At 64.9% G+C, this 16,878-nt stretch carries 18 protein-coding genes; 9 read left to right on the top strand and 9 right to left on the bottom strand.

The features are described 5' to 3' along the window. Nucleotides 1-41: 41 nt before the first annotated feature. The 3 genes from ilvN to miaA all read right to left on the bottom strand — a co-directional run bounded on the left by ilvN (nucleotide 42) and on the right by miaA (nucleotide 3,368). Nucleotides 42-560 (bottom strand): acetolactate synthase small subunit, encoded by a 519-nt coding sequence (ilvN, locus tag KEC45_RS11980; RefSeq protein WP_062179052.1) that lies wholly within the window; start codon nucleotides 558-560, stop codon nucleotides 42-44. A gap of 4 nt (nucleotides 561-564) precedes the next feature. Next, nucleotides 565-2,319, bottom strand: coding sequence for a biosynthetic-type acetolactate synthase large subunit (gene ilvB, locus KEC45_RS11975; RefSeq protein WP_062179054.1), 1,755 nt, complete (start codon nucleotides 2,317-2,319; stop codon nucleotides 565-567). Nucleotides 2,320-2,393: 74 nt separating this feature from the next. Continuing rightward, complete coding sequence (gene miaA / locus KEC45_RS11970) at nucleotides 2,394-3,368, bottom strand: tRNA (adenosine(37)-N6)-dimethylallyltransferase MiaA (RefSeq protein ID WP_062179057.1); 975 nt, start codon at nucleotides 3,366-3,368, stop codon at nucleotides 2,394-2,396. Here miaA and serB point away from each other — a divergent pair. From serB to KEC45_RS11955, 3 genes are read left to right on the top strand one after another with little or no spacing between them, the layout of a single operon-like run. After that, nucleotides 3,367-4,251: a phosphoserine phosphatase SerB gene (serB, locus tag KEC45_RS11965; RefSeq protein WP_062179060.1), complete on the top strand. Its 885-nt coding sequence runs from the start codon at nucleotides 3,367-3,369 to the stop codon at nucleotides 4,249-4,251. The two genes, miaA and serB, sit on opposite strands and share 2 nt — an antisense overlap. Nucleotides 4,252-4,262: 11 nt before the next feature. Next, a complete protein-coding gene (locus KEC45_RS11960) occupies nucleotides 4,263-4,598 on the top strand; it encodes a low molecular weight protein tyrosine phosphatase family protein (RefSeq protein WP_062183701.1) in 336 nt (111 codons plus the stop codon). Between the two features lie 43 nt (nucleotides 4,599-4,641). Then, nucleotides 4,642-4,992 (top strand): DUF2200 domain-containing protein, encoded by a 351-nt coding sequence (locus KEC45_RS11955; protein WP_062179062.1) that lies wholly within the window; start codon nucleotides 4,642-4,644, stop codon nucleotides 4,990-4,992. 172 nt (nucleotides 4,993-5,164) lie between these two features. On the opposite strand, the gene KEC45_RS11950 is transcribed toward KEC45_RS11955, so the two are convergent. Next, nucleotides 5,165-5,620 (bottom strand): nuclear transport factor 2 family protein, encoded by a 456-nt coding sequence (locus tag KEC45_RS11950; protein ID WP_062179065.1) that lies wholly within the window; start codon nucleotides 5,618-5,620, stop codon nucleotides 5,165-5,167. Between the two features lie 149 nt (nucleotides 5,621-5,769). After that, nucleotides 5,770-6,642 (bottom strand): LysR family transcriptional regulator, encoded by an 873-nt coding sequence (locus KEC45_RS11945; RefSeq protein ID WP_062179068.1) that lies wholly within the window; start codon nucleotides 6,640-6,642, stop codon nucleotides 5,770-5,772. A gap of 150 nt (nucleotides 6,643-6,792) precedes the next feature. On the opposite strand from KEC45_RS11945, the gene bla reads away from it, so the two are divergent. Continuing rightward, the gene (gene bla / locus KEC45_RS11940; RefSeq protein WP_062179070.1) at nucleotides 6,793-7,710 is read left to right on the top strand and encodes a subclass B3 metallo-beta-lactamase; all 918 of its coding nucleotides are present in this window, start codon (nucleotides 6,793-6,795) and stop codon (nucleotides 7,708-7,710) included. Nucleotides 7,711-7,777: 67 nt separating this feature from the next. Here bla and KEC45_RS11935 read toward each other — a convergent pair whose 3' ends face one another. Beyond that, nucleotides 7,778-9,046, bottom strand: a complete 1,269-nt coding sequence (locus tag KEC45_RS11935; RefSeq protein ID WP_062179072.1) for an SPOR domain-containing protein — start codon at nucleotides 9,044-9,046, stop codon at nucleotides 7,778-7,780. Between the two features lie 259 nt (nucleotides 9,047-9,305). Here KEC45_RS11935 and KEC45_RS11930 point away from each other — a divergent pair, with 259 nt between their 5' ends. The 3 genes from KEC45_RS11930 to KEC45_RS11920 are packed head-to-tail and all read left to right on the top strand — an operon-like array spanning nucleotide 9,306 to nucleotide 12,150. After that, the gene (locus KEC45_RS11930; RefSeq protein WP_062179075.1) at nucleotides 9,306-10,028 is read left to right on the top strand and encodes a ParA family protein; all 723 of its coding nucleotides are present in this window, start codon (nucleotides 9,306-9,308) and stop codon (nucleotides 10,026-10,028) included. A 17-nt stretch (nucleotides 10,029-10,045) separates the two neighbouring features. Then, nucleotides 10,046-10,738: a hypothetical protein gene (locus KEC45_RS11925; protein ID WP_062179078.1), complete on the top strand. Its 693-nt coding sequence runs from the start codon at nucleotides 10,046-10,048 to the stop codon at nucleotides 10,736-10,738. A gap of 20 nt (nucleotides 10,739-10,758) precedes the next feature. Beyond that, a complete protein-coding gene (locus KEC45_RS11920) occupies nucleotides 10,759-12,150 on the top strand; it encodes an SPOR domain-containing protein (RefSeq protein ID WP_062179081.1) in 1,392 nt (463 codons plus the stop codon). A gap of 447 nt (nucleotides 12,151-12,597) precedes the next feature. On the opposite strand, the gene KEC45_RS11915 is transcribed toward KEC45_RS11920, so the two are convergent. Both KEC45_RS11915 and KEC45_RS11910 read right to left on the bottom strand, forming a co-directional pair. Then, nucleotides 12,598-12,801 (bottom strand): hypothetical protein, encoded by a 204-nt coding sequence (locus tag KEC45_RS11915; RefSeq protein ID WP_152682311.1) that lies wholly within the window; start codon nucleotides 12,799-12,801, stop codon nucleotides 12,598-12,600. 114 nt (nucleotides 12,802-12,915) lie between these two features. Continuing rightward, entirely contained in the window at nucleotides 12,916-13,566 is a 651-nt protein-coding gene (locus KEC45_RS11910) for a hypothetical protein (RefSeq protein WP_062179085.1), read from the bottom strand. A 66-nt stretch (nucleotides 13,567-13,632) separates the two neighbouring features. Between KEC45_RS11910 and KEC45_RS11905 the strand changes: the two genes are divergently transcribed. Both KEC45_RS11905 and KEC45_RS11900 read left to right on the top strand, forming a co-directional pair. Further along, nucleotides 13,633-15,228 (top strand): peptide chain release factor 3, encoded by a 1,596-nt coding sequence (locus KEC45_RS11905; protein WP_062179088.1) that lies wholly within the window; start codon nucleotides 13,633-13,635, stop codon nucleotides 15,226-15,228. A gap of 55 nt (nucleotides 15,229-15,283) precedes the next feature. Then, nucleotides 15,284-15,742 carry a hypothetical protein gene (locus KEC45_RS11900; RefSeq protein ID WP_152682312.1) on the top strand — a complete coding sequence of 153 codons (459 nt, stop codon included), beginning with the start codon at nucleotides 15,284-15,286 and terminating at the stop codon, nucleotides 15,740-15,742. Here KEC45_RS11900 and dinB read toward each other — a convergent pair. Continuing rightward, nucleotides 15,735-16,790: a DNA polymerase IV gene (gene dinB / locus KEC45_RS11895; RefSeq protein WP_238586719.1), complete on the bottom strand. Its 1,056-nt coding sequence runs from the start codon at nucleotides 16,788-16,790 to the stop codon at nucleotides 15,735-15,737. The genes KEC45_RS11900 and dinB overlap by 8 nt on opposite strands. Between the last annotated feature and the right edge of the window lie 88 nt (nucleotides 16,791-16,878).

The following is a 16,878-nucleotide window of genomic DNA, read 5'->3' as shown; positions in this document are numbered from 1 at the left end:
AGTCCGGGGTGACGATCGTTGGACCTTTATTCCTCTAAACTCTAAAGCGCCTCCGACCCGCGGGCGATGGCGACAACGCCGGTGCGGCCGACCTCGACCAGCCCGCATTCGCGCATCAGCGCGATGAAGCGGTCGACCTTGTCGCTCGTCCCGGTAATCTCGAAGATGAAGCTGGTCAGCGTCGTGTCGACGACCTTGGCGCGGAAGACGTCGGCCATGCGCAGCGCCTCGATGCGCTTGTCGCCGGTGCCCGCGACCTTCACCAGCGCGATCTCGCGTTCGACATGCGCTTCGCCCGCATCGTTGAGGTCGACGACCTTGTGCACGGGGACGAGGCGGTCGAGCTGCGCGATAATCTGGTCGATGATCGGCGGCGGGCCCGAGGTGACGATGGTGATGCGCGACAGCGCGTGGTCGGCGGTGATATCGGCCACCGTCAGGCTTTCGATATTATAGCCGCGCGCGGTGAACAGCCCGGTGATCTTTGCGAGCACCCCGGCTTCGTTGTCGACGGTGATGGCGAGCACATGGCGCTCGCCGGCTTCGGTCTTGATTTTCATGGGATTACACCAGTGCCTTGGCTTCGTCGTCCATCGTGCCGGTGACGTCGCTCGGCTGGAGGATCATGTCGGTGTGCGCTGCGCCCGATGGGATCATCGGGAAGCAGTTGGCGAGTTTGGCGACGCGGCAGTCGACGATCACCGGACCCGGCGTCTCGATCATCGTCCTGATGCCGTCCTCGAGCTCGCCGAGCGTGTCGATGCGCAGGCCCGTCCACCCGTAAGCGTCGGCGAGCTTCACGAAATCGGGCAGGCTGTCCGAATAGCTGTTCGAATAGCGGCTTTCATAGGTGAGTTCCTGCCACTGGCGGACCATCCCCATCCATTCATTGTTGAGGATGAAGATTTTCACCGGCAGGCGGTACTGCGCGACCGTGCCCATTTCCTGGATATTCATCTGCAGGCTGGCTTCGCCCGCGATGCAGATGACGAGACGGTCCGGGTTAGCGATCTGCGCACCGACCGCGGCGGGGAAACCATAGCCCATCGTGCCGAGCCCGCCCGAGGTGAGCCAGCGATTGGGCGCGGCGAAACCGAAATGCTGCGCCGCCCACATCTGATGCTGGCCGACCTCGGTCGTGATGATCGGGTCCATGCCGCGGGTCGCGTCGAACAGCGCCTTCACCGCGCGCTGCGGCATGATTTCGGCGTCGGCGTCCTTCTTTTCGGGGAAGTCGAGGCAGCGCGTCGCACGCCAGCCGTCGACGCGGCGCCACCATTCGCCAAGGTCGCGCGCCTTATGGCCCTTGTCCTGCCAAGTGGCGACGAGCGCATCGAGCGCGCGGCCGGCGTCGCCGACGATCGCGAGATCGACGGGGACGATCTTGTTGATCGAACTGCGGTCGATATCGATGTGGATCTTCTTCGAGTCCGGCGAGAAGGCGTCGAGGCGGCCGGTGACCCGGTCGTCGAAGCGCGCACCGACCGCGATGACCAGATCGGCGCGGTTCATCGCCATGTTCGATTCATAGGTGCCGTGCATGCCGAGCATGCCGAGCCACTTGTCGTCGTCCGAAGGGAAGGCGCCAAGGCCCATCAACGTCGAGGTGACCGGCGCGCCGGTGAGCGCGACGAGCTGGCGCAGAGCTGCGCTCGCGTTGGGGCCAGCGTTGATCACGCCGCCGCCGGTGTAGAAGACCGGGCGTTCGGCCGCGGCGATCATCTCGACTGCCGCCGCGATCGCGCTGGCGTCGGGTTCGACCTGCGGGCGGTAGCTGTTGTGCAGAATCTTTTCGGGCACGACATAATCGCCCGTTGCGACCTGCACATTCTTTGGAATGTCGATCACCACCGGGCCGGGGCGGCCATGCGTTGCGATATGGAAAGCTTCGTGGAGGATGGGGCCAAGACGGTCGGGATCCATCACGAGATAATTATGCTTGGTGCAGTGGCGCGTGATGCCGACGGTGTCGCATTCCTGAAATGCATCGGTGCCGATCAGCGCGGTCGACACCTGTCCCGTCAGCACGACCATCGGAATGCTGTCGAGCAGCGCGTCGGTGATGCCGGTGACGGCGTTGGTTGCGCCGGGGCCCGAGGTGACGAGCACGACGCCGGGCTTGCCGGTCGAGCGCGCATAGCCCTCTGCCGCGTGCGTCGCCGCCTGTTCGTGGCGGACGAGAATATGCTTGATCGTCGGATGCTTGTAGAGCGCGTCATAAATGGGAAGGACCGCGCCGCCCGGATAGCCGAACACTGTATCGACGCCGAGGTCGACCAGCGCCTGAACCACCATGTCGGCACCACTCATTTCCGTCACGACGAAACTCCTTCCGAATATAAAAAGGCAGCGCTTGTGCGCTGCAACAGGGAGCGGGCAATAGGTGTATGATTCTATCCTGTCAACAGCTTATCACGTAATATTATTGCTAATTCACTGGTATAATCGATGTTTAATGACTCTGTGTGGCGCGGCCAGTCGGCGGGGGGCTGGTTGCGGAACCACGTATATTGGCGCTTCGCATATTGGCGGGTGGCGGCCTGCGTCTGTTCGAGCGCTTCGGCGCGGCTGATTTCGCCGCGGATGTGGCTTGCGATCTGGGGGACGCCGATCGCGCGCATCGCAGGCAGATCGGGGTCGAGATTGCGCGCGAGCAGAGCTTCCGCCTCTTCGACCGCGCCGCTTTCGAACATCTGAACGAGGCGCGCGTCGCAGCGATCGCGCAGCCAATCGCGCGGGGGCAGCAGGATCAGCGGGGCGAGGGCGATGTGGTCGGCGATGCCGCCCGCGATCGCCCGTTGCCAGTCGGCGAGGGTGCGGCCGGTCGAGCGCACGACTTCAAGCGCGCGCGCGACGCGGGTGGTGTCGGCGGCGTTCAGGCGCGCAGCGGCGTCGGGATCGGCGGCGGTGAGCGCGGCGTGGGCGTCGGCGACGGGGAGTGCGCGGACGGCCTCGCGGATATCGGGATCAATCTCGGGCACGGGCGCGATGCCAGAGAGCAAAGTGCGCATGTGGAGGCCGGTGCCGCCGACGAGGATCGGAATTCGCTTTGCGGCGTGCGCCTCCGCGATCACCGCGCGCGCCTCTTCCGCCCAGCGCACGGCGTTGTGCGCCTCCGCCGCGTCGATGTGGCCGAAGAGGCGGTGGGCGATGCCATCCATCTCCGCGTCGGTCGGCCTCGCCGAGAGGATCTTAAGGTCGGCATAGACCTGACTCGCGTCGGCATTGACGACGATTGCGTCGCGGCCTGTCTCGGAAAGAGATTTTGCGAGCGCGACCGCCAAAGCGCTCTTGCCGCTGGCGGTGGGTCCGGCGATAAGTGCTACGGGCAGCCGTGCACTGGCGGTCGAGATAAGAGGAGATGCCATGTTCGTCGCGACGCTGATAGCAGCAGGAAAGCTGACCGACGAGGTGGTTCGCGAAGGGATCGACCGGCTCGCGGCGACGGGGCACGATGTTGGCGCCCCGCACTGGCTGGACGAGCATGACGCGGCGGATATCGTTTTTCACGGCAGCCTGGTCAGCGCGCGCAAGGAACTGGCGCTGATGGACCATGGCGCGCTCGACATCGTCGTGCAGCCGCTGGGCGATCGGACGAAGAAGCTGATCATCGCCGACATGGATTCGACGATGATCACCGTCGAATGCATTGACGAACTCGCCGATTATGCGGGCCTGAAACCGCAGATCTCGGCGATTACCGAGCGCGCGATGCGCGGGGAACTCGATTTCCGTGCGGCGCTGGAGGAGCGCGTCGGATTGCTCGCGGGGATGCCCGAGACAACACTCGTCGATTGCCGGATGGAGCGGGTGAAGCTGACGCGCGGCGCGCGGACGCTGGTGCAGACGATGAAGGCGCATGGGGCGCACTCGATCTTGATTTCGGGCGGGTTCACCGCCTTTGCCGGGCCGGTGGGCGAGGCGATCGGGTTTGACAAGGTGATCGCGAACGAGCTGGAGATTGCGGGCGGCAAGCTTACGGGCAAGGTGCGCGAGCCGATCGTCGACAGCGCGACGAAGCTCGAGACGCTGAAGGCCGAGGCGGCGAAGCATGGGCTTCCGCTCGCCGAGACGCTGGCGGTCGGCGACGGCGCGAACGATATACCGATGATCACGAGCGCGGGTCTGGGGGTTGGCTATTACCCGCACCCTGCGGCGGGCGAAGCGGCGGCGGCGGTGATCCGGCATCATGATCTGACGGCGCTGTTGTGGGCGCAGGGCTATTCGCGGCGGCAGTGGGTGATGGGGTAGGGCTGGGCCATTTGGCGAAGGTAACCAACATCCTGTTTGTGTGCAGCCAGAACAAGCTGCGTAGCCCAACCGCCGAGCAGATATTCGCAGGCCATCCGGGAATCGAAACGGACTCGGCGGGAACCAATAATGATGCAGAGAACCCGCTGACGTCAGAGCTTGTGCGTTGGGCGGATATGATCTTCGTGATGGAAAAGACGCATCGGAACAAGCTGCAGAAGCGATACCGGGCGGCGCTGAAAGATGCGCGCGTCATCTGTCTCGACATCCCGGACGATTATGAATTCATGGATGAAGCGCTTGTCCAGCTTTTGGAGGCCAAGGTGCCCCGCTATCTGCCGATTTAGGTTTCGCGACGCGCCTCGACCGAGGCGAAATGTGGAGGTCCTCATGACGAAGCACCGCATCTATTCGATCAGCGTCGCGAGCGTTTATCCGCACTATATCACCAAGGCCGAGAAAAAGGGGCGGACGAAGGCCGAGGTGGACGAGATTATTCGCTGGCTGACGGGCTATAGTCAGGCGGCGCTCGAGGCTGAGTTGGCGAAGGGTGCGACTTTCGAGGATTTCTTTGCGCGGGCGCCGAAGCTGAACCCGGCGCGAGAGCTGATTACCGGCGTGATTTGCGGCATCAGGGTCGAAAATATCGAAGAGCCGCTGATGCGCGAGCTGCGCTATATGGACAAGCTGATCGACGAACTCGCGAAGGGCAAGAAAATGGAGAAGATCTTGCGTGGGTGACGGCGGGCGGCGACCGGAACCTACCCTCTCCATTATCGTCACCCCGGACTTGATCCGGGGTCCCGCTATTTCGTGAAGCGGGCCGGTGCCTTCAAAAAGCGGGATCACGGATCAAGTCCGGGATGACGAAGAACCAAGGAAGCGACGCCCGCTCCCCACTCCAATGCTGCCCTCAATCCTCGATCGGCGCGGCACCGGCCTCGGCGTAACCCGTATCCGCAAGCCGCTTCAGCGCGGCGGCATATTTGGCTGTGTCGAGATAGGGGTGGAGACTGACGATCTTGCCCCAGCGCAGGCGGATGATGTGGACGCCGTCGTTGACGTAGCTGGTATCGCCGTCGGCCATCACCGCGCGGTCGCGCCATTCGATCACCGCGGTCGTGTCCCACGGCATGCCGCTCGATGCGATATGCTTGATCTCGAATTTCAGGACGGGATGGACGGCGAAGAGGCGCTGGAACCATGCGCGCAGGCCCACCTTGGTGTGGCGCGTGCCGCCGAGGGCATGGTCGCCAGGGAAGATATGCTCGAAGCGGTCGGCCATGCCGGCGAGCGCGGACTCCCAGTCGCCGCGGCTGAGGCCGTCGAAAATCTTGCGCACCTGATGGCGGACGATGGCGTGATACATGCTGAACTCCTTCCGTGTTTACATCGTTAACATTGGGAGCGCTCAGATGGGATTTATGTTTACAATGTCAACACTGTCCGTGAAGAATGGATCCTGGATCAAGTCCGGGATGACGAAGCTTAGGGTTCTTCTGATTTATTATCAGTGGTTTATGGAGTCTCTATCTCTTCGCTCAGCCAGCGCCGAAAGCGCAGCATCGCGTCGCTTTCGGGGCGTGACATCAGGCGGGTGAGCCAATAGCGGCCGGCGTCGATCGTGACCGCGAAAGGCTGGACGAGCAACTCTGCGGCGAGCTCGCGCGTGAACATCGCGGGGGGTGCGAGCGCGACGCCTTGGCCTGCGGCGGCGGCGGTGGCCATCAGCGCCGAACTGTCGAAGACGGGGCCGCGGAGCACAGGGACGGGGACGCCTGCGGCGGCGAACCATAGCGCCCATTCGTCGGCGCGATACGAGCGGAGCAGATGTTCGTGAACCAGGTCGGCAGGGCTTTTGAGGCGCGCGGCGATCGTGGGGGCGCAGATCGGCGCCATGGGCGCGGCGAGCAAGGGCTCGGCGTGGGTGCCGTGCCAGGCTCCGTCGCCGAAGCGGATCGCATAGTCGAGCGCTTCGCCTGCGAGGTCGACGCGGTTGTTGTTGGTCGAGATGCGCAGGTCGATCGTCGGATGCGCGCGTGCGAAGGCGCCGAGGCGCGGGAGCAGCCAGCCGGTGGCGAACGTACCGACGACGCCGACCTTGAGCGCCTCGCGGAAGCGGCCGTCGGCATATTGATCGAGCGTCGCGGCGACGCGGTCGAATGCCTCGGCGACGACAGGGACAAGCGCATGCCCCTCGTCAGTGAGCGCGAGCCCGCGCGGCAGGCGGTGGAAAAGGCGGGTGCCGAGGCGGCGCTCGAGCTGAGCCACTTGATGACTGACCGCGCCTTGGCTGACGCAGAGTTCGATCGCGGCGCGGGTGAAATTGAGGTGGCGGGCCGCGGCCTCGAAGGCGCGAAGGGCGTTCAAGGGGAGCTGGGCGCGGTCCATGGGTCTTGCTTCTATTACCTCTCTGGCCCGGTCACCCCGGATCAAATTCGGGACGACGAAATATATGAGAAATTCTCATGGCTTTGTCGAGAAATGATGCTTTGTGAGCGCCGCCGTGTCGCGGCATCCCGGTGGGGAAGGGAGACGAAAATGATCGCAATGATGACAATCGCCGTCTGGCTGGCCGGGGTGAATCATGTGCCGCTGCCGCTGGTTGACGAGGCGAATGCGCAAATGGCCGCGGGCGGAGTGGCGCCGGAGACGGATGACCCGCTGACGCGGCCGATGGCGGTCGAGCGGGCCAAGGAATGGCTGGCGCCGGCCGATCCGGAGAAGATTTTCGGGACGAGCTACCTTGTCGGATTCGGGGGGATGAGCGTTGCGCTGATCGATACGGGCGACGGATTGGTGCTGATCGACGGGGCGCTGCCACAGGGCGCGCCTGGGATACTCGCCAATGTCCGCAAGCTCGGTTTCGACCCTAAAGACATCAAATTTATTCTGAGCACCGAGCCGCATTTCGACCATGCTGGCGGGCTCGCCGCGCTTGCGCGCGATACCGGCGCGACGGTGGTCGCGAGCGCGCGCGGCGCCCAAGGGCTGCGCTCCGGGAGACATGCGAAGGACGACCCGCAGCTGGCCTATGGCGGGAGTTGGCCCGCGGTGACGCGGCTGCGCGTGATCGGTGATGGCGAGGTGTTGAAGCTTGGCAAGACCGCGATTGCCGCGGTCGCGACGCCGGGGCACACGATGGGCAGCATGAGCTGGCGCTGGCAGGCATGCGAGGGTAGGTCTTGCAAGACAATTGTCTTCGCATCGAGCCTCAATCCGGTGTCGGCCGATGGCTATCGCTATACGGCGGCCGCGAGCGCGCCGATCGTCGCGGGGTTCGAGGAAAGCTATCGCAAGATGGATGCGACGGCGTGCGACATATTGATTTCGGCGCACCCCGACAATGCAGGGCCGGGGCGGTACAATGACCAGCCGGGCGCATGTCGCACCTACGCCGACCGCTCACGCAAGTTGCTGGCAAAGCGGCTCGCCGATGAAAAGGCGGGTGTGAAATAGCGTTCAAACCCGTTCTTATCGATCTTGCGAGCTCTCGCGTCGGGCCGCTGCCCGATCAGGAGCCTTTCTATTTATCGACCACCAGGCAGGCCTGATCGCCCTTGCGCACCGAGGCGCAGAAGCTTTCGGCTTCGCCCTTGTTCGCAAAGCCGCCGGCGAGGAGGCGCGTCAGCTTGCCGTTCTTGACGAGGAAGGGCGTGCGGTCGGCGAAGGCGGGGTTTTTCTTTTCGAGCGAAGCCCAGAGGTTGCGGGCGTTCGCTTCGACGCCGAAGGCGCCGAGCTGCGCGCGCCAGGGGCTGGCGGCCGCGCCGCTGTGGACGCGGGCGGGCGCCGGAGCGGCTGCGGTCGCGACGGGTGCCGGCTTGACTGGCACGGCTTTGGGCTCGGTGGGTTTCGGCGCGGCGGGTTTTGACGGGGCCTTGACCGGTTCGGCTTTGGGCGGGAGCTTGCCGCTTTCGGGTGGTGCGGCATAGGTCGTACCCGGGCGGCCCGTCGCGGCGACGGCGCTGGCTGTCGCTTCGGCGGCGGCCGCTGCGGCGGCACTTGCGGCGGGCGATGCCGGCACCGCAACGCTGCGGATCGGTTCGGGTGCAGGCTTGGCGGCGGGGGCGGCCCGCGACGTGTCGATCACCGGCGGCGGCGTGTAGCTGGTGCCGGGAGTCGATGCGGGCAGGCTGGCGACCTTCACCGGCGAGGCGGCGGGTACGGGTTTCGGAGCCGGCGGCGCGGCTGCACCCACCGCGGCGAGGCGGGCTTGCTGTTCGCCGCGCTCGATTTCGGGCAGCATCGCGAGGCCGCGCTGACGCTGATCGAGCGGGATCAGATTGTCGAGTTGGGCAAGCCGCGCCGAGGCAATGTCGAGGCCGGCGTCGCTTGCGCGCTTGGTGAGTGCGTAGGCGCGCGGCCAGTCCTGCTTTGCGAGGTCGCCGTTGAAGTGGGCGGTGCCGAGGACATATTGCGCGCGCGGTTCGCCGCGCGCGGCCGAGGCGATGATAAAGGGCATCGCCTCTGTCCTGCGGTTCGCGGTGAAGAGGACGAGGCCGAGATTATCCTCCGCCTGCAAATGCCCCTGCTTTGCGGCGCGGCGATACCATGCCTCTGCCTGTACGAGATCGGCAGGGACGCCGCGGCCAAGCTTATAGGCCTGGCCAAGGTTGAACTGCGCATCGGCGTCGCCCGAAATCGCAAGCGGCCGCCATTCGGCGACTGCCGCCTGGTAATTACCCGCCTGCCAGGCATCGACGCCATCCTTGACGTCGGCACGGGCCGTTGTCGCCAGCATCGATGCCGCGATCAGCGGCAGGGCCAGTGAAATGGCGGTGCGGAATGAACGCATCTTATTCTCCAATGACTTGCGCCGTATGACCCCGGCTGCAGTCCCCGAATACCTTATAACGTCAATTGGCTAACACGGTGTTAGCGACAAAAGCGGGCCGGCCGAATCTGACCCGTTCCGGGACAGGTCGGCATTAGGGTCGGGTTTACCATATCCGCGAGCAAGTCGTTCACCCTCTTTTTGTCATCGTTAACCCAATTTTAGCGCCCCGCATGGCATCCCTTCCGCCGAATATTGGATTTTCCGAGGGGGTAACGCAGTGCGCGTATTGGCATTGGCTTCACAGAAGGGCGGGTCGGGCAAGACCACGCTGTCGGGGCACCTCGCGGTGCAGGCGCAGCTTGCGGGCGCTGGCCCCGTCGTTCTGATCGACATCGATCCGCAGGGCTCGCTCGCCGACTGGTGGAACGAGCGCGAAACCGACCTTCCGGCGTTCGCCCAGACCACCGTCGCACGGCTGGCATCCGACCTTGAAATCCTGCGCCAGCAGGGCTTCAAGCTCGCGGTTATCGACACCCCGCCGGCGATCACCATGGCGATCCAGAGCGTGATTTCGGTCGCCGAACTGATCGTCGTTCCAACGCGGCCGAGCCCGCACGACCTTCGCGCCGTCGGCGCCACCGTCGACCTTTGCGAACGCGCCGGCAAGCCGCTGGTCTTCGTCGTCAACGCGGCGACCCCGAAAGCGAAAATCACCAGCGAGGCCGCGGTCGCGCTGTCGCAGCATGGCACGGTCGCACCGGTCACGCTGCACCACCGTACCGATTATGCCGCGTCGATGATCGACGGCCGCACGGTGATGGAAGTCGATCCGAATGGCCGCTCGGCCGAGGAAATCCGCCAGCTCTGGACTTATATGAACGACCGCCTCGAAAAGAATTTCCGTCGTACCGTATTTGCCGCGCCCGCCCCGACACAGGGCAATTATGGCGCGGTTCGCCCGATGGGTGGTGGCTTCGGCCGCCGCGTCGCCGGTCAGTGACGGGGAGCACGGAAACCATGGGCGAACCCAAACCCCTCGCATCGCTGAGCGCCGGACTTCTGGCCCGCAAGGGCGGAGCGCGTCCCGCCATGCGCCGCCAGCCGCTCGGCAGCGGCCCCGCACCGCTGAACAGCATGGGCTATGACGACCTTGGCTGGAACGACATGGGATATGATGTCGACCCCGACCAGTCGGCCGAACCCGCGCGCCTTGTCGACCTGAAGCCGCTGCTCACCGGATCGGTGCTTGCGCATAATGTCGAAGCCGAACATGCGGTCGACGACAGCGCTGGCCATGTTCTGGCGCCCGAGTTTACCGGCGATTTGACCGGCCAGCTTGCCGGGATGGCGGGCAGCTTCGACGCCGAGCCGTTCGAGGCCGAAGCACCCGAAGTTCCGGAAGTCGTCCGCCAGCAGGAATCGCTGATCGAGCGCGTCGCCGCGGTGGCGCGCAAGGTCGAAGCGCGTCCCGCGCCGGCTCCGAAGAAGGAAAAGGCACCGCGCGCATTGCGGGCCCGGGAAAAGGCGGCGTTCACGCTGCGCCTCGACGCCGAGCGACACCTGCGCCTGCGCCTGGCAAGCGCGGTGACGAACCGGTCGTCGCAGGTGATCCTGACCGACCTGCTGGACGAATATCTGTCGTCGCTGCCCGAAATCGACGCGATGGCGAGCCGTTTGCCCGCCGCGCGTCCGGTGCGCGGACAACGCTGAAGACTTTTGGGGGATCTGTCATGAACCGCAAGATGCTGAAGAATCTGGCCGTTTCCGGTTTCGTCCTTGGCGTGGCCACGGGGTGCAGCGGCATGGGCAAGATGGCCGACGCGCCTTCGCGCGCCGCCGGGACGCCCATCGTGGCCGCGAAGTCGGCCGATCAGGCGCGCGTCGCGCTTGAAGCCGGCAAGCCGAGCAAGGCCGTCAGCCTCGCCGAAGCGGCGGTGGCGGGCAGCCCGCGTGACGCGGGCTATCGCGCGCTGCTGGGTCAGGCCTATCTGGGTAATGGCCGGTTCGCATCGGCGACCGCGGCGCTGACCGAGGCGATGGAACTCGGCGCGACCGACAGCAATACGGTCCTCTCGCTCGCGCTGGCGCAGATCGCACAGAACAAGAATCAACAGGCGGTCGCTCTGCTGACCCAGCATCGCGACACCGTGCCGGCGTCGGATCTCGGGCTCGCGCTCGCGCTTGCCGGCGATGCCGAAGGCTCGCTTTACGTGCTGAACGAAGCGTCGCGCGAAAAGGATGCCGATGCGCGGACGCGGCAGAATTTTGCGCTGGCGCTCGCATTGTCGGGCCGCTGGGCGCAAGCGCGCATGATCGCGTCGCAGGATCTGTCGCTCGCAAAGCTCGAAGGGCGGATGGCGGAATGGTCGAAGCTGGCCGAACAGCCGAATGCGCAGGTTCGCATCGCTAGCCTGATGGGCACCACTGCGCGGGAGGATGCGGGCATGCCGGTCCGCCTCGCGCTGAGCAATTTCGGCGACACGCAGATGGCCGCGGCGGGGCCCGCGGTGCAACTCGCCAGCGCCGATCCGGCGCCGGTCGCGGACTATGCGCCGCCGCCGCCGGTTCTGGCCGATGCGAGCAGCGCGATCCGCAGCGTCGAACTGCCGATGCCCGAGCGCAATGCCGATGGCGTCGTGCCGGTGACCGAATTGCCGCAGCCGAAGCCGGCGGGCGAAGTGATCATGGCGGACGCCGCGCCGTACCGCGCCGCGCCGCACGCCCAGGACGAAGGACGGATTCGCCCGGCACAGAAACAGGCGATCGAACTGGCGACGGTGCTGATCCCGAAGGCGATGGGCTTCGATGCGAAGAAGCCGACCGGCTGGGCAGTACAACTTGGCGCCTATGACAGCCTCGGCATCGCGCGGGAAAAATGGGGCACGCTGAAAAAGCGCAACGGCGTTCTCGCGAATTTCCCGGCATCGAGCCACGCCGCGACGGTGAACGGCCGCAATTTCTATCGCCTGACGGTGAACGGGCTTGCGACGCGCGCCGATGCGACGAGCCTTTGCAACCAGTTGAAGGCGCAGGGTCAGACCTGCTTCGTCCGCGCCATGGGCGGCGGCGAGGCGATCCAGTGGGCGGCAAAAGCCGGCGCGATGAGGCTCGCCTCGCGCTGATATAAGTTTCAAGAAAACGGGGGGAGGGGCGTGGCCGAAAGGCTGCGCCTCTCTGTTTTTGGGCGGCGGGTTTCGATTGGTGGGGGGGCGCGTCATCCGGCCCGCGGCTGGGTCCTGGCTGGTTTCGACCGATTGCGGACCCTGCCATCCTCGTCACCCCGGACTTGATCCGGGGTCCCGCTTGAGGCCGAAGCCAGTGAATGCACCAAAAAGCGGGATCGCGGGTCAAGCCCGGGATGACGGAAGTGGGGGACGGGGTGTCCGCTCCCCAATATAAAACAAACACCGCCTTCAATTAGGTCTTTCCTACATTATTCGGCCGTGCCAGCCTTCATCCGGCTCTTTCACTCGGTGAACAAAAAGGTGGTCGCTGCCCGGCTTGCGGGTACGACCATGATCGGACGTGCGGCGCACATCCAACACGCCGCGACGGGCAAATCGGGGCGCTCATAGGGCTGAACTTTCCTGAACTTTGGAATATTGCGCGGCCCTTGCGCCGACCCGATCTGGATCCAGCCGGGCGATGTCCAAAGAGGGCAACGTCAGCTCACCACCCCAAAACGGCCTCCCTTCACCCGCAAAATGCGGTTTTCCTACATTATTCCTCTGTGCCAGCCTCGGGCCTGGATTTTTGATCTCGTCGATATCCATTCGTTCGCCTAACGCGACAAAGGAGACAGTTTTGGCGTGTGCATGCGTATCTTTTGTCGGCTTAAAGCCACAAAGGACATAAATTCGGGGCGCGCATGCGGGGCTTTTGCGGCTTTAAGGGGCGCCCAGCCGCCGAAACCGCATATCGCCCTCGGCGCGGTGCAGCGTCAGTCCGCCTTCGCTCTTCTCCGCGCACGCACCCTCGAAATTCACGACGCCCATATCGTTGGGGACGATGGTAACGCGCAGCTTGCCGCCGTCGGTCTCGGTCAATTCATAGCGTGGCGCGGTGACGCCATAGATGGGCTCGCGAACTTTGATCCAGCGCGGCACCCGCTTGTCGTCCTCGGGCATCGTCCAGCCATAGGTCTGGGTATAGTCTTCCATAGGATCGCCGCTGTCGAAGCCGATGATGAAATCGACCCCTGCGACCCCCTTGCCGTTGGGCCAGGTGACGAGCAGCGTGGGGACAGCGCCCTCGACCTCGATCAACGCGCCTTTCTCCATCGCGGGAGGCACCGGCTTCGGATCGGTGGTGAGGCAGATCGTGTCGCCGCGCATTTCCCAGCGGCCCTCGGCCTGCTCGTCGAGGGCGCCCGCAGCGAGCATATATTGGAAGCGGCCGTCGTTGCGGATCAGCAGCCCGCCGCCGACGTCGGGCCCTTCCGCAAGGCGATATTCGCCGACAAAGGGAGAATCCTGCGCCGCAGCAGGAGCAGCGATCAGGGCGGCGGCGAGGAGCAGGTTGCGCATGAGGTCGATCATGCGGCCGCTGGGGCGACGACGCCAGCCCCTTTCCACATCTCGCCCCACCTGCTAGGCGCCCGCGCCATGATAGCTCCGCACCCAGACCGCCGTACCTTCGCCATCATCTCGCACCCCGACGCGGGCAAGACGACGCTGACCGAGAAATTGCTCGTCGCGGGCGGCGCGATCCATATCGCGGGCGAGGTCAAGGCGCGCGGTGCTGCGCGGCGCGCACGTTCCGACTGGATGAAGATCGAACAGCAGCGCGGGATTTCGGTGACCTCGTCGGTGATGACCTTCGAACATGCCGGGCTGATCTTCAACCTGCTCGACACGCCGGGGCACGAGGATTTCAGTGAGGATACCTACCGCACGCTGACCGCCGTCGATAGCGCGGTGATGGTGATCGACGCCGCCAAGGGTATCGAACCGCAAACGCTCAAGCTGTTCGAGGTGTGCCGCCTGCGCTCCGTCCCGATCATTACCTTCATCAACAAGGTCGACCGCGAAGGCCAGACGCCGTTCGAACTGCTCGACGAGGTTGCCGACCGGCTGGCGCTCGACGTCTGCCCGATGAACTGGCCCGTAGGCATGGGCGGACAGTTTGAGGGGATTTACGACCTCGTCGATCCTGCGCTGATGGTGCCGGGCGGCGAAGCTTCGCGTATGTATGAGGGCGATCGGATCGCGGTCGAGGGCCTCGACGATCCGCGCCTTGCGGCGAAGCTCAGCGCCGATGCGATGGCATTGCTCAGGGAAGAGACCGAGCTGGCGTCGGCCTGCTACGCGCCGTTCGATGCGGCCGCCTATCGTAACGGCGATCTGACGCCGGTGTTCTTCGGCTCGGCGCTCAAGGAATTCGGCGTCGTCGACCTGCTCGCGGGGCTGGCGAACCATGCGCCGGGGCCGCAGCCGCAGCCCGCCGAGCCCGCGCCGGTACAGCCCGACGACGATGCCGTCACCGGCTTTGTATTCAAGGTACAGGCGAATATGAACCCGGCGCACCGCGACCGCATTGCCTTCATGCGCCTCTGCTCGGGCAAGTTCGAACGCGGTATGCGGCTGATGCAGGGCGGGACGGGCAAGGCGATCGCGATCAGCCGCCCGATGCTCTTTCTCGCGCAGGACCGCGAAATGGCCGAAGAGGCGTTCCCGGGCGACATCATCGGCATTCCGAACCATGGCACGCTGCGCGTCGGCGACACGCTTTCCGAACGCAGCGACATCACGATCACCGGTCTGCCGAATTTCGCGCCCGAAATCCTGCGCCGCGTCGCGCTGGTCGACCCCACGAAGACAAAGCAGCTTCGCAAAGCGCTCGACGACATGGCCGAGGAGGGGATCATCCAGGTCTTCTATCCCGAGATCGGATCGAACATGATCGTCGGCGTCGTCGGGCAGCTTCAATTGGACGTACTGATCAGCCGGCTAGAGGCCGAATATAAGGTCGAGGCGAAGCTTGAGCAGTCGCCGTGGGATACCGCGCGCTGGATTGCGAGCGAGGATGCGACGGCGCTGAAGGCGTTCCAGGCCGACAATCGCGGTGCCGCGGCGACCGACCGCGACGGCGCGCCGGTGTTCATGGCGAAGGACGCGTGGGAAGTCGGCTATGTGACCCAACGCAATCCGTCGATCCGCTTCACGGCGACCAAGGAACGCGTGTTCGCCGACGCGGGTTGATCGGATCGCCTAATTCCGCCACCATGACGTCACTGTCAGCGGAGGTGGGGTATCGATGCGTAGATGGTTTTTGGCGCTCGCCGCAATGGCGTGCAGCGTGCCGGCGGCGGCGCAGACGATTGCGATGCCGATCGACAGGGGCTTCTGGATCAGCGCGACCGACAAATGCGCGTCGGTGACCAACGGCTATGCCTATGACGGCAAGCGCTGGGGCGCGGTCTATTATTATGGACCGAAAGCCAGCATGGGGCCGGTCGCCGAGTTGGAGGCGATCGGGCGCACCACCGCTCTGAAAAACGGCTTTACCCATATGCAATTGGGACCGACCGAGAGCGTGGGCTATTTCCATGTGAAGTCGTTGTCGCCCGACCGCATGATGCTGCGCACCGGCGCTCCGGGGCCCGAGGGTATCCAGGTGATGGACGAGACGCTGATACGCTGCAACTTCGCTTCGCTGTCGCCCAAGATGCAGGCAGCAATGCGGCGTTTCACGCCTGCCCTGGTAGCTAGATAAGGCTGAGCAGGTCGGCGGGGGCGGCCACGACTTCCCCATCATCCTCTTCGCCCTCGAATTTGCTCAGGGTCACGCCCAGCAGGCGGATGCCCTGTTCGGTCGGGAGTAATGGCGCGAGGATGGCTTCACCCGCAGCAAGCAGCGAACTGCCGTCGAGGATGGGCATGGCGACCGATTTGGCGCGCGTGATCGTCCTGAAATCGGCGTAGCGCAGCTTGAGCGTCACGGTGCGACCGCGCGCGCCCTTCTTCGCCACGCGGTCCCACACGACGGTACAGACATGCGCGAGCGCCTCGCGGATTTCGGTGTCGGTAATCAGGTCGTTGAAAAAGGTGCGCTCGCCGCCCAACGACTTCAGCGGCCGGTTCGACTTGACGCGGCGATGGTCGATCCCGCGCGCGAGATTCCAGAGCCATTCGGCGCTGTTGCCGAAATTCTCGGCGAGCCACATCGGGTCTTTCGCCGCAAGGTCTGCGCCCGAGAAGATGCCAAGCCCTTCCATTTTGGCCGCGGTGACCGGCCCGATGCCGTGAAAACGGCGGATCGACAATGTCTGGACAAAGGCCGCGCCGCGGCCCGGCGGAATGACGGTCAGGCCATCGGGCTTGTTCTGGTCCGACGCGAGTTTGGCGATGAATTTATTGTACGAGACGCCGGCGGAGGCGGTGAGGCCGGTTTCGGCGCGGATGCGTTGGCGGATCAGCTTCGCCGCCGCGGTCGCGCTACCGAGGTCAGCCTTGTCGGCGCTGACGTCCAGATAGGCCTCGTCAAGCGACAGCGGTTCGACCTCGTCGGCATAGTCGCGGAAAATGGCGCGGATCTGATGCGAAATGTCGCGATACACTTCGAAACGCGGCGGGACGAAAATCAGGTCAGGGCATTGACGCTTGGCGGTGATGCTCGGCATCGCCGAGCGAACGCCGAACTTGCGCGCTTCGTAACTTGCGGCCGCGACGACGCCGCGTCGCGACGATCCGCCTACTGCAACCGGTTTGCCACGCAACGCGGGATCGTCACGCTGTTCGACCGATGCGTAGAAAGCATCCATGTCGACATGGATGATCTTGCGGACCGGGGCCTCCGCGGCATCGTCGGTGTCATGGTCTTCGCCGTCCTGCACGGCGCATCTTTAGCAT

This window comes from Sphingopyxis sp. USTB-05, from assembly GCF_023822045.1.
GTDB lineage: Bacteria > Pseudomonadota > Alphaproteobacteria > Sphingomonadales > Sphingomonadaceae > Sphingopyxis.
This window is presented reverse-complemented; position numbering and strand designations above follow the sequence as displayed.

What these genes read in the sequence shown, in the direction of transcription:
- ilvN (WP_062179052.1), bottom strand. Translation starts at nt 560, where the DNA reads ATGAAAATCAAGACCGAAGCCGGCGAGCGCCATGTGCTCGCCATCACC.
- serB (WP_062179060.1), top strand. Translation starts at nt 3,367, where the DNA reads ATGTTCGTCGCGACGCTGATAGCAGCAGGAAAGCTGACCGACGAGGTG.
- miaA (WP_062179057.1), bottom strand. Translation starts at nt 3,368, where the DNA reads ATGGCATCTCCTCTTATCTCGACCGCCAGTGCACGGCTGCCCGTAGCA.
- KEC45_RS11955 (WP_062179062.1), top strand. Translation starts at nt 4,642, where the DNA reads ATGACGAAGCACCGCATCTATTCGATCAGCGTCGCGAGCGTTTATCCG.
- KEC45_RS11950 (WP_062179065.1), bottom strand. Translation starts at nt 5,620, where the DNA reads ATGTATCACGCCATCGTCCGCCATCAGGTGCGCAAGATTTTCGACGGC.
- KEC45_RS11945 (WP_062179068.1), bottom strand. Translation starts at nt 6,642, where the DNA reads ATGGACCGCGCCCAGCTCCCCTTGAACGCCCTTCGCGCCTTCGAGGCC.
- bla (WP_062179070.1), top strand. Translation starts at nt 6,793, where the DNA reads ATGATCGCAATGATGACAATCGCCGTCTGGCTGGCCGGGGTGAATCAT.
- KEC45_RS11935 (WP_062179072.1), bottom strand. Translation starts at nt 9,046, where the DNA reads ATGCGTTCATTCCGCACCGCCATTTCACTGGCCCTGCCGCTGATCGCG.
- KEC45_RS11925 (WP_062179078.1), top strand. Translation starts at nt 10,046, where the DNA reads ATGGGCGAACCCAAACCCCTCGCATCGCTGAGCGCCGGACTTCTGGCC.
- KEC45_RS11920 (WP_062179081.1), top strand. Translation starts at nt 10,759, where the DNA reads ATGAACCGCAAGATGCTGAAGAATCTGGCCGTTTCCGGTTTCGTCCTT.
- KEC45_RS11915 (WP_152682311.1), bottom strand. Translation starts at nt 12,801, where the DNA reads ATGGATATCGACGAGATCAAAAATCCAGGCCCGAGGCTGGCACAGAGG.
- KEC45_RS11910 (WP_062179085.1), bottom strand. Translation starts at nt 13,566, where the DNA reads ATGATCGACCTCATGCGCAACCTGCTCCTCGCCGCCGCCCTGATCGCT.
- KEC45_RS11905 (WP_062179088.1), top strand. Translation starts at nt 13,633, where the DNA reads ATGATAGCTCCGCACCCAGACCGCCGTACCTTCGCCATCATCTCGCAC.
- KEC45_RS11900 (WP_152682312.1), top strand. Translation starts at nt 15,284, where the DNA reads ATGCGTAGATGGTTTTTGGCGCTCGCCGCAATGGCGTGCAGCGTGCCG.
- dinB (WP_238586719.1), bottom strand. Translation starts at nt 16,790, where the DNA reads ATGGATGCTTTCTACGCATCGGTCGAACAGCGTGACGATCCCGCGTTG.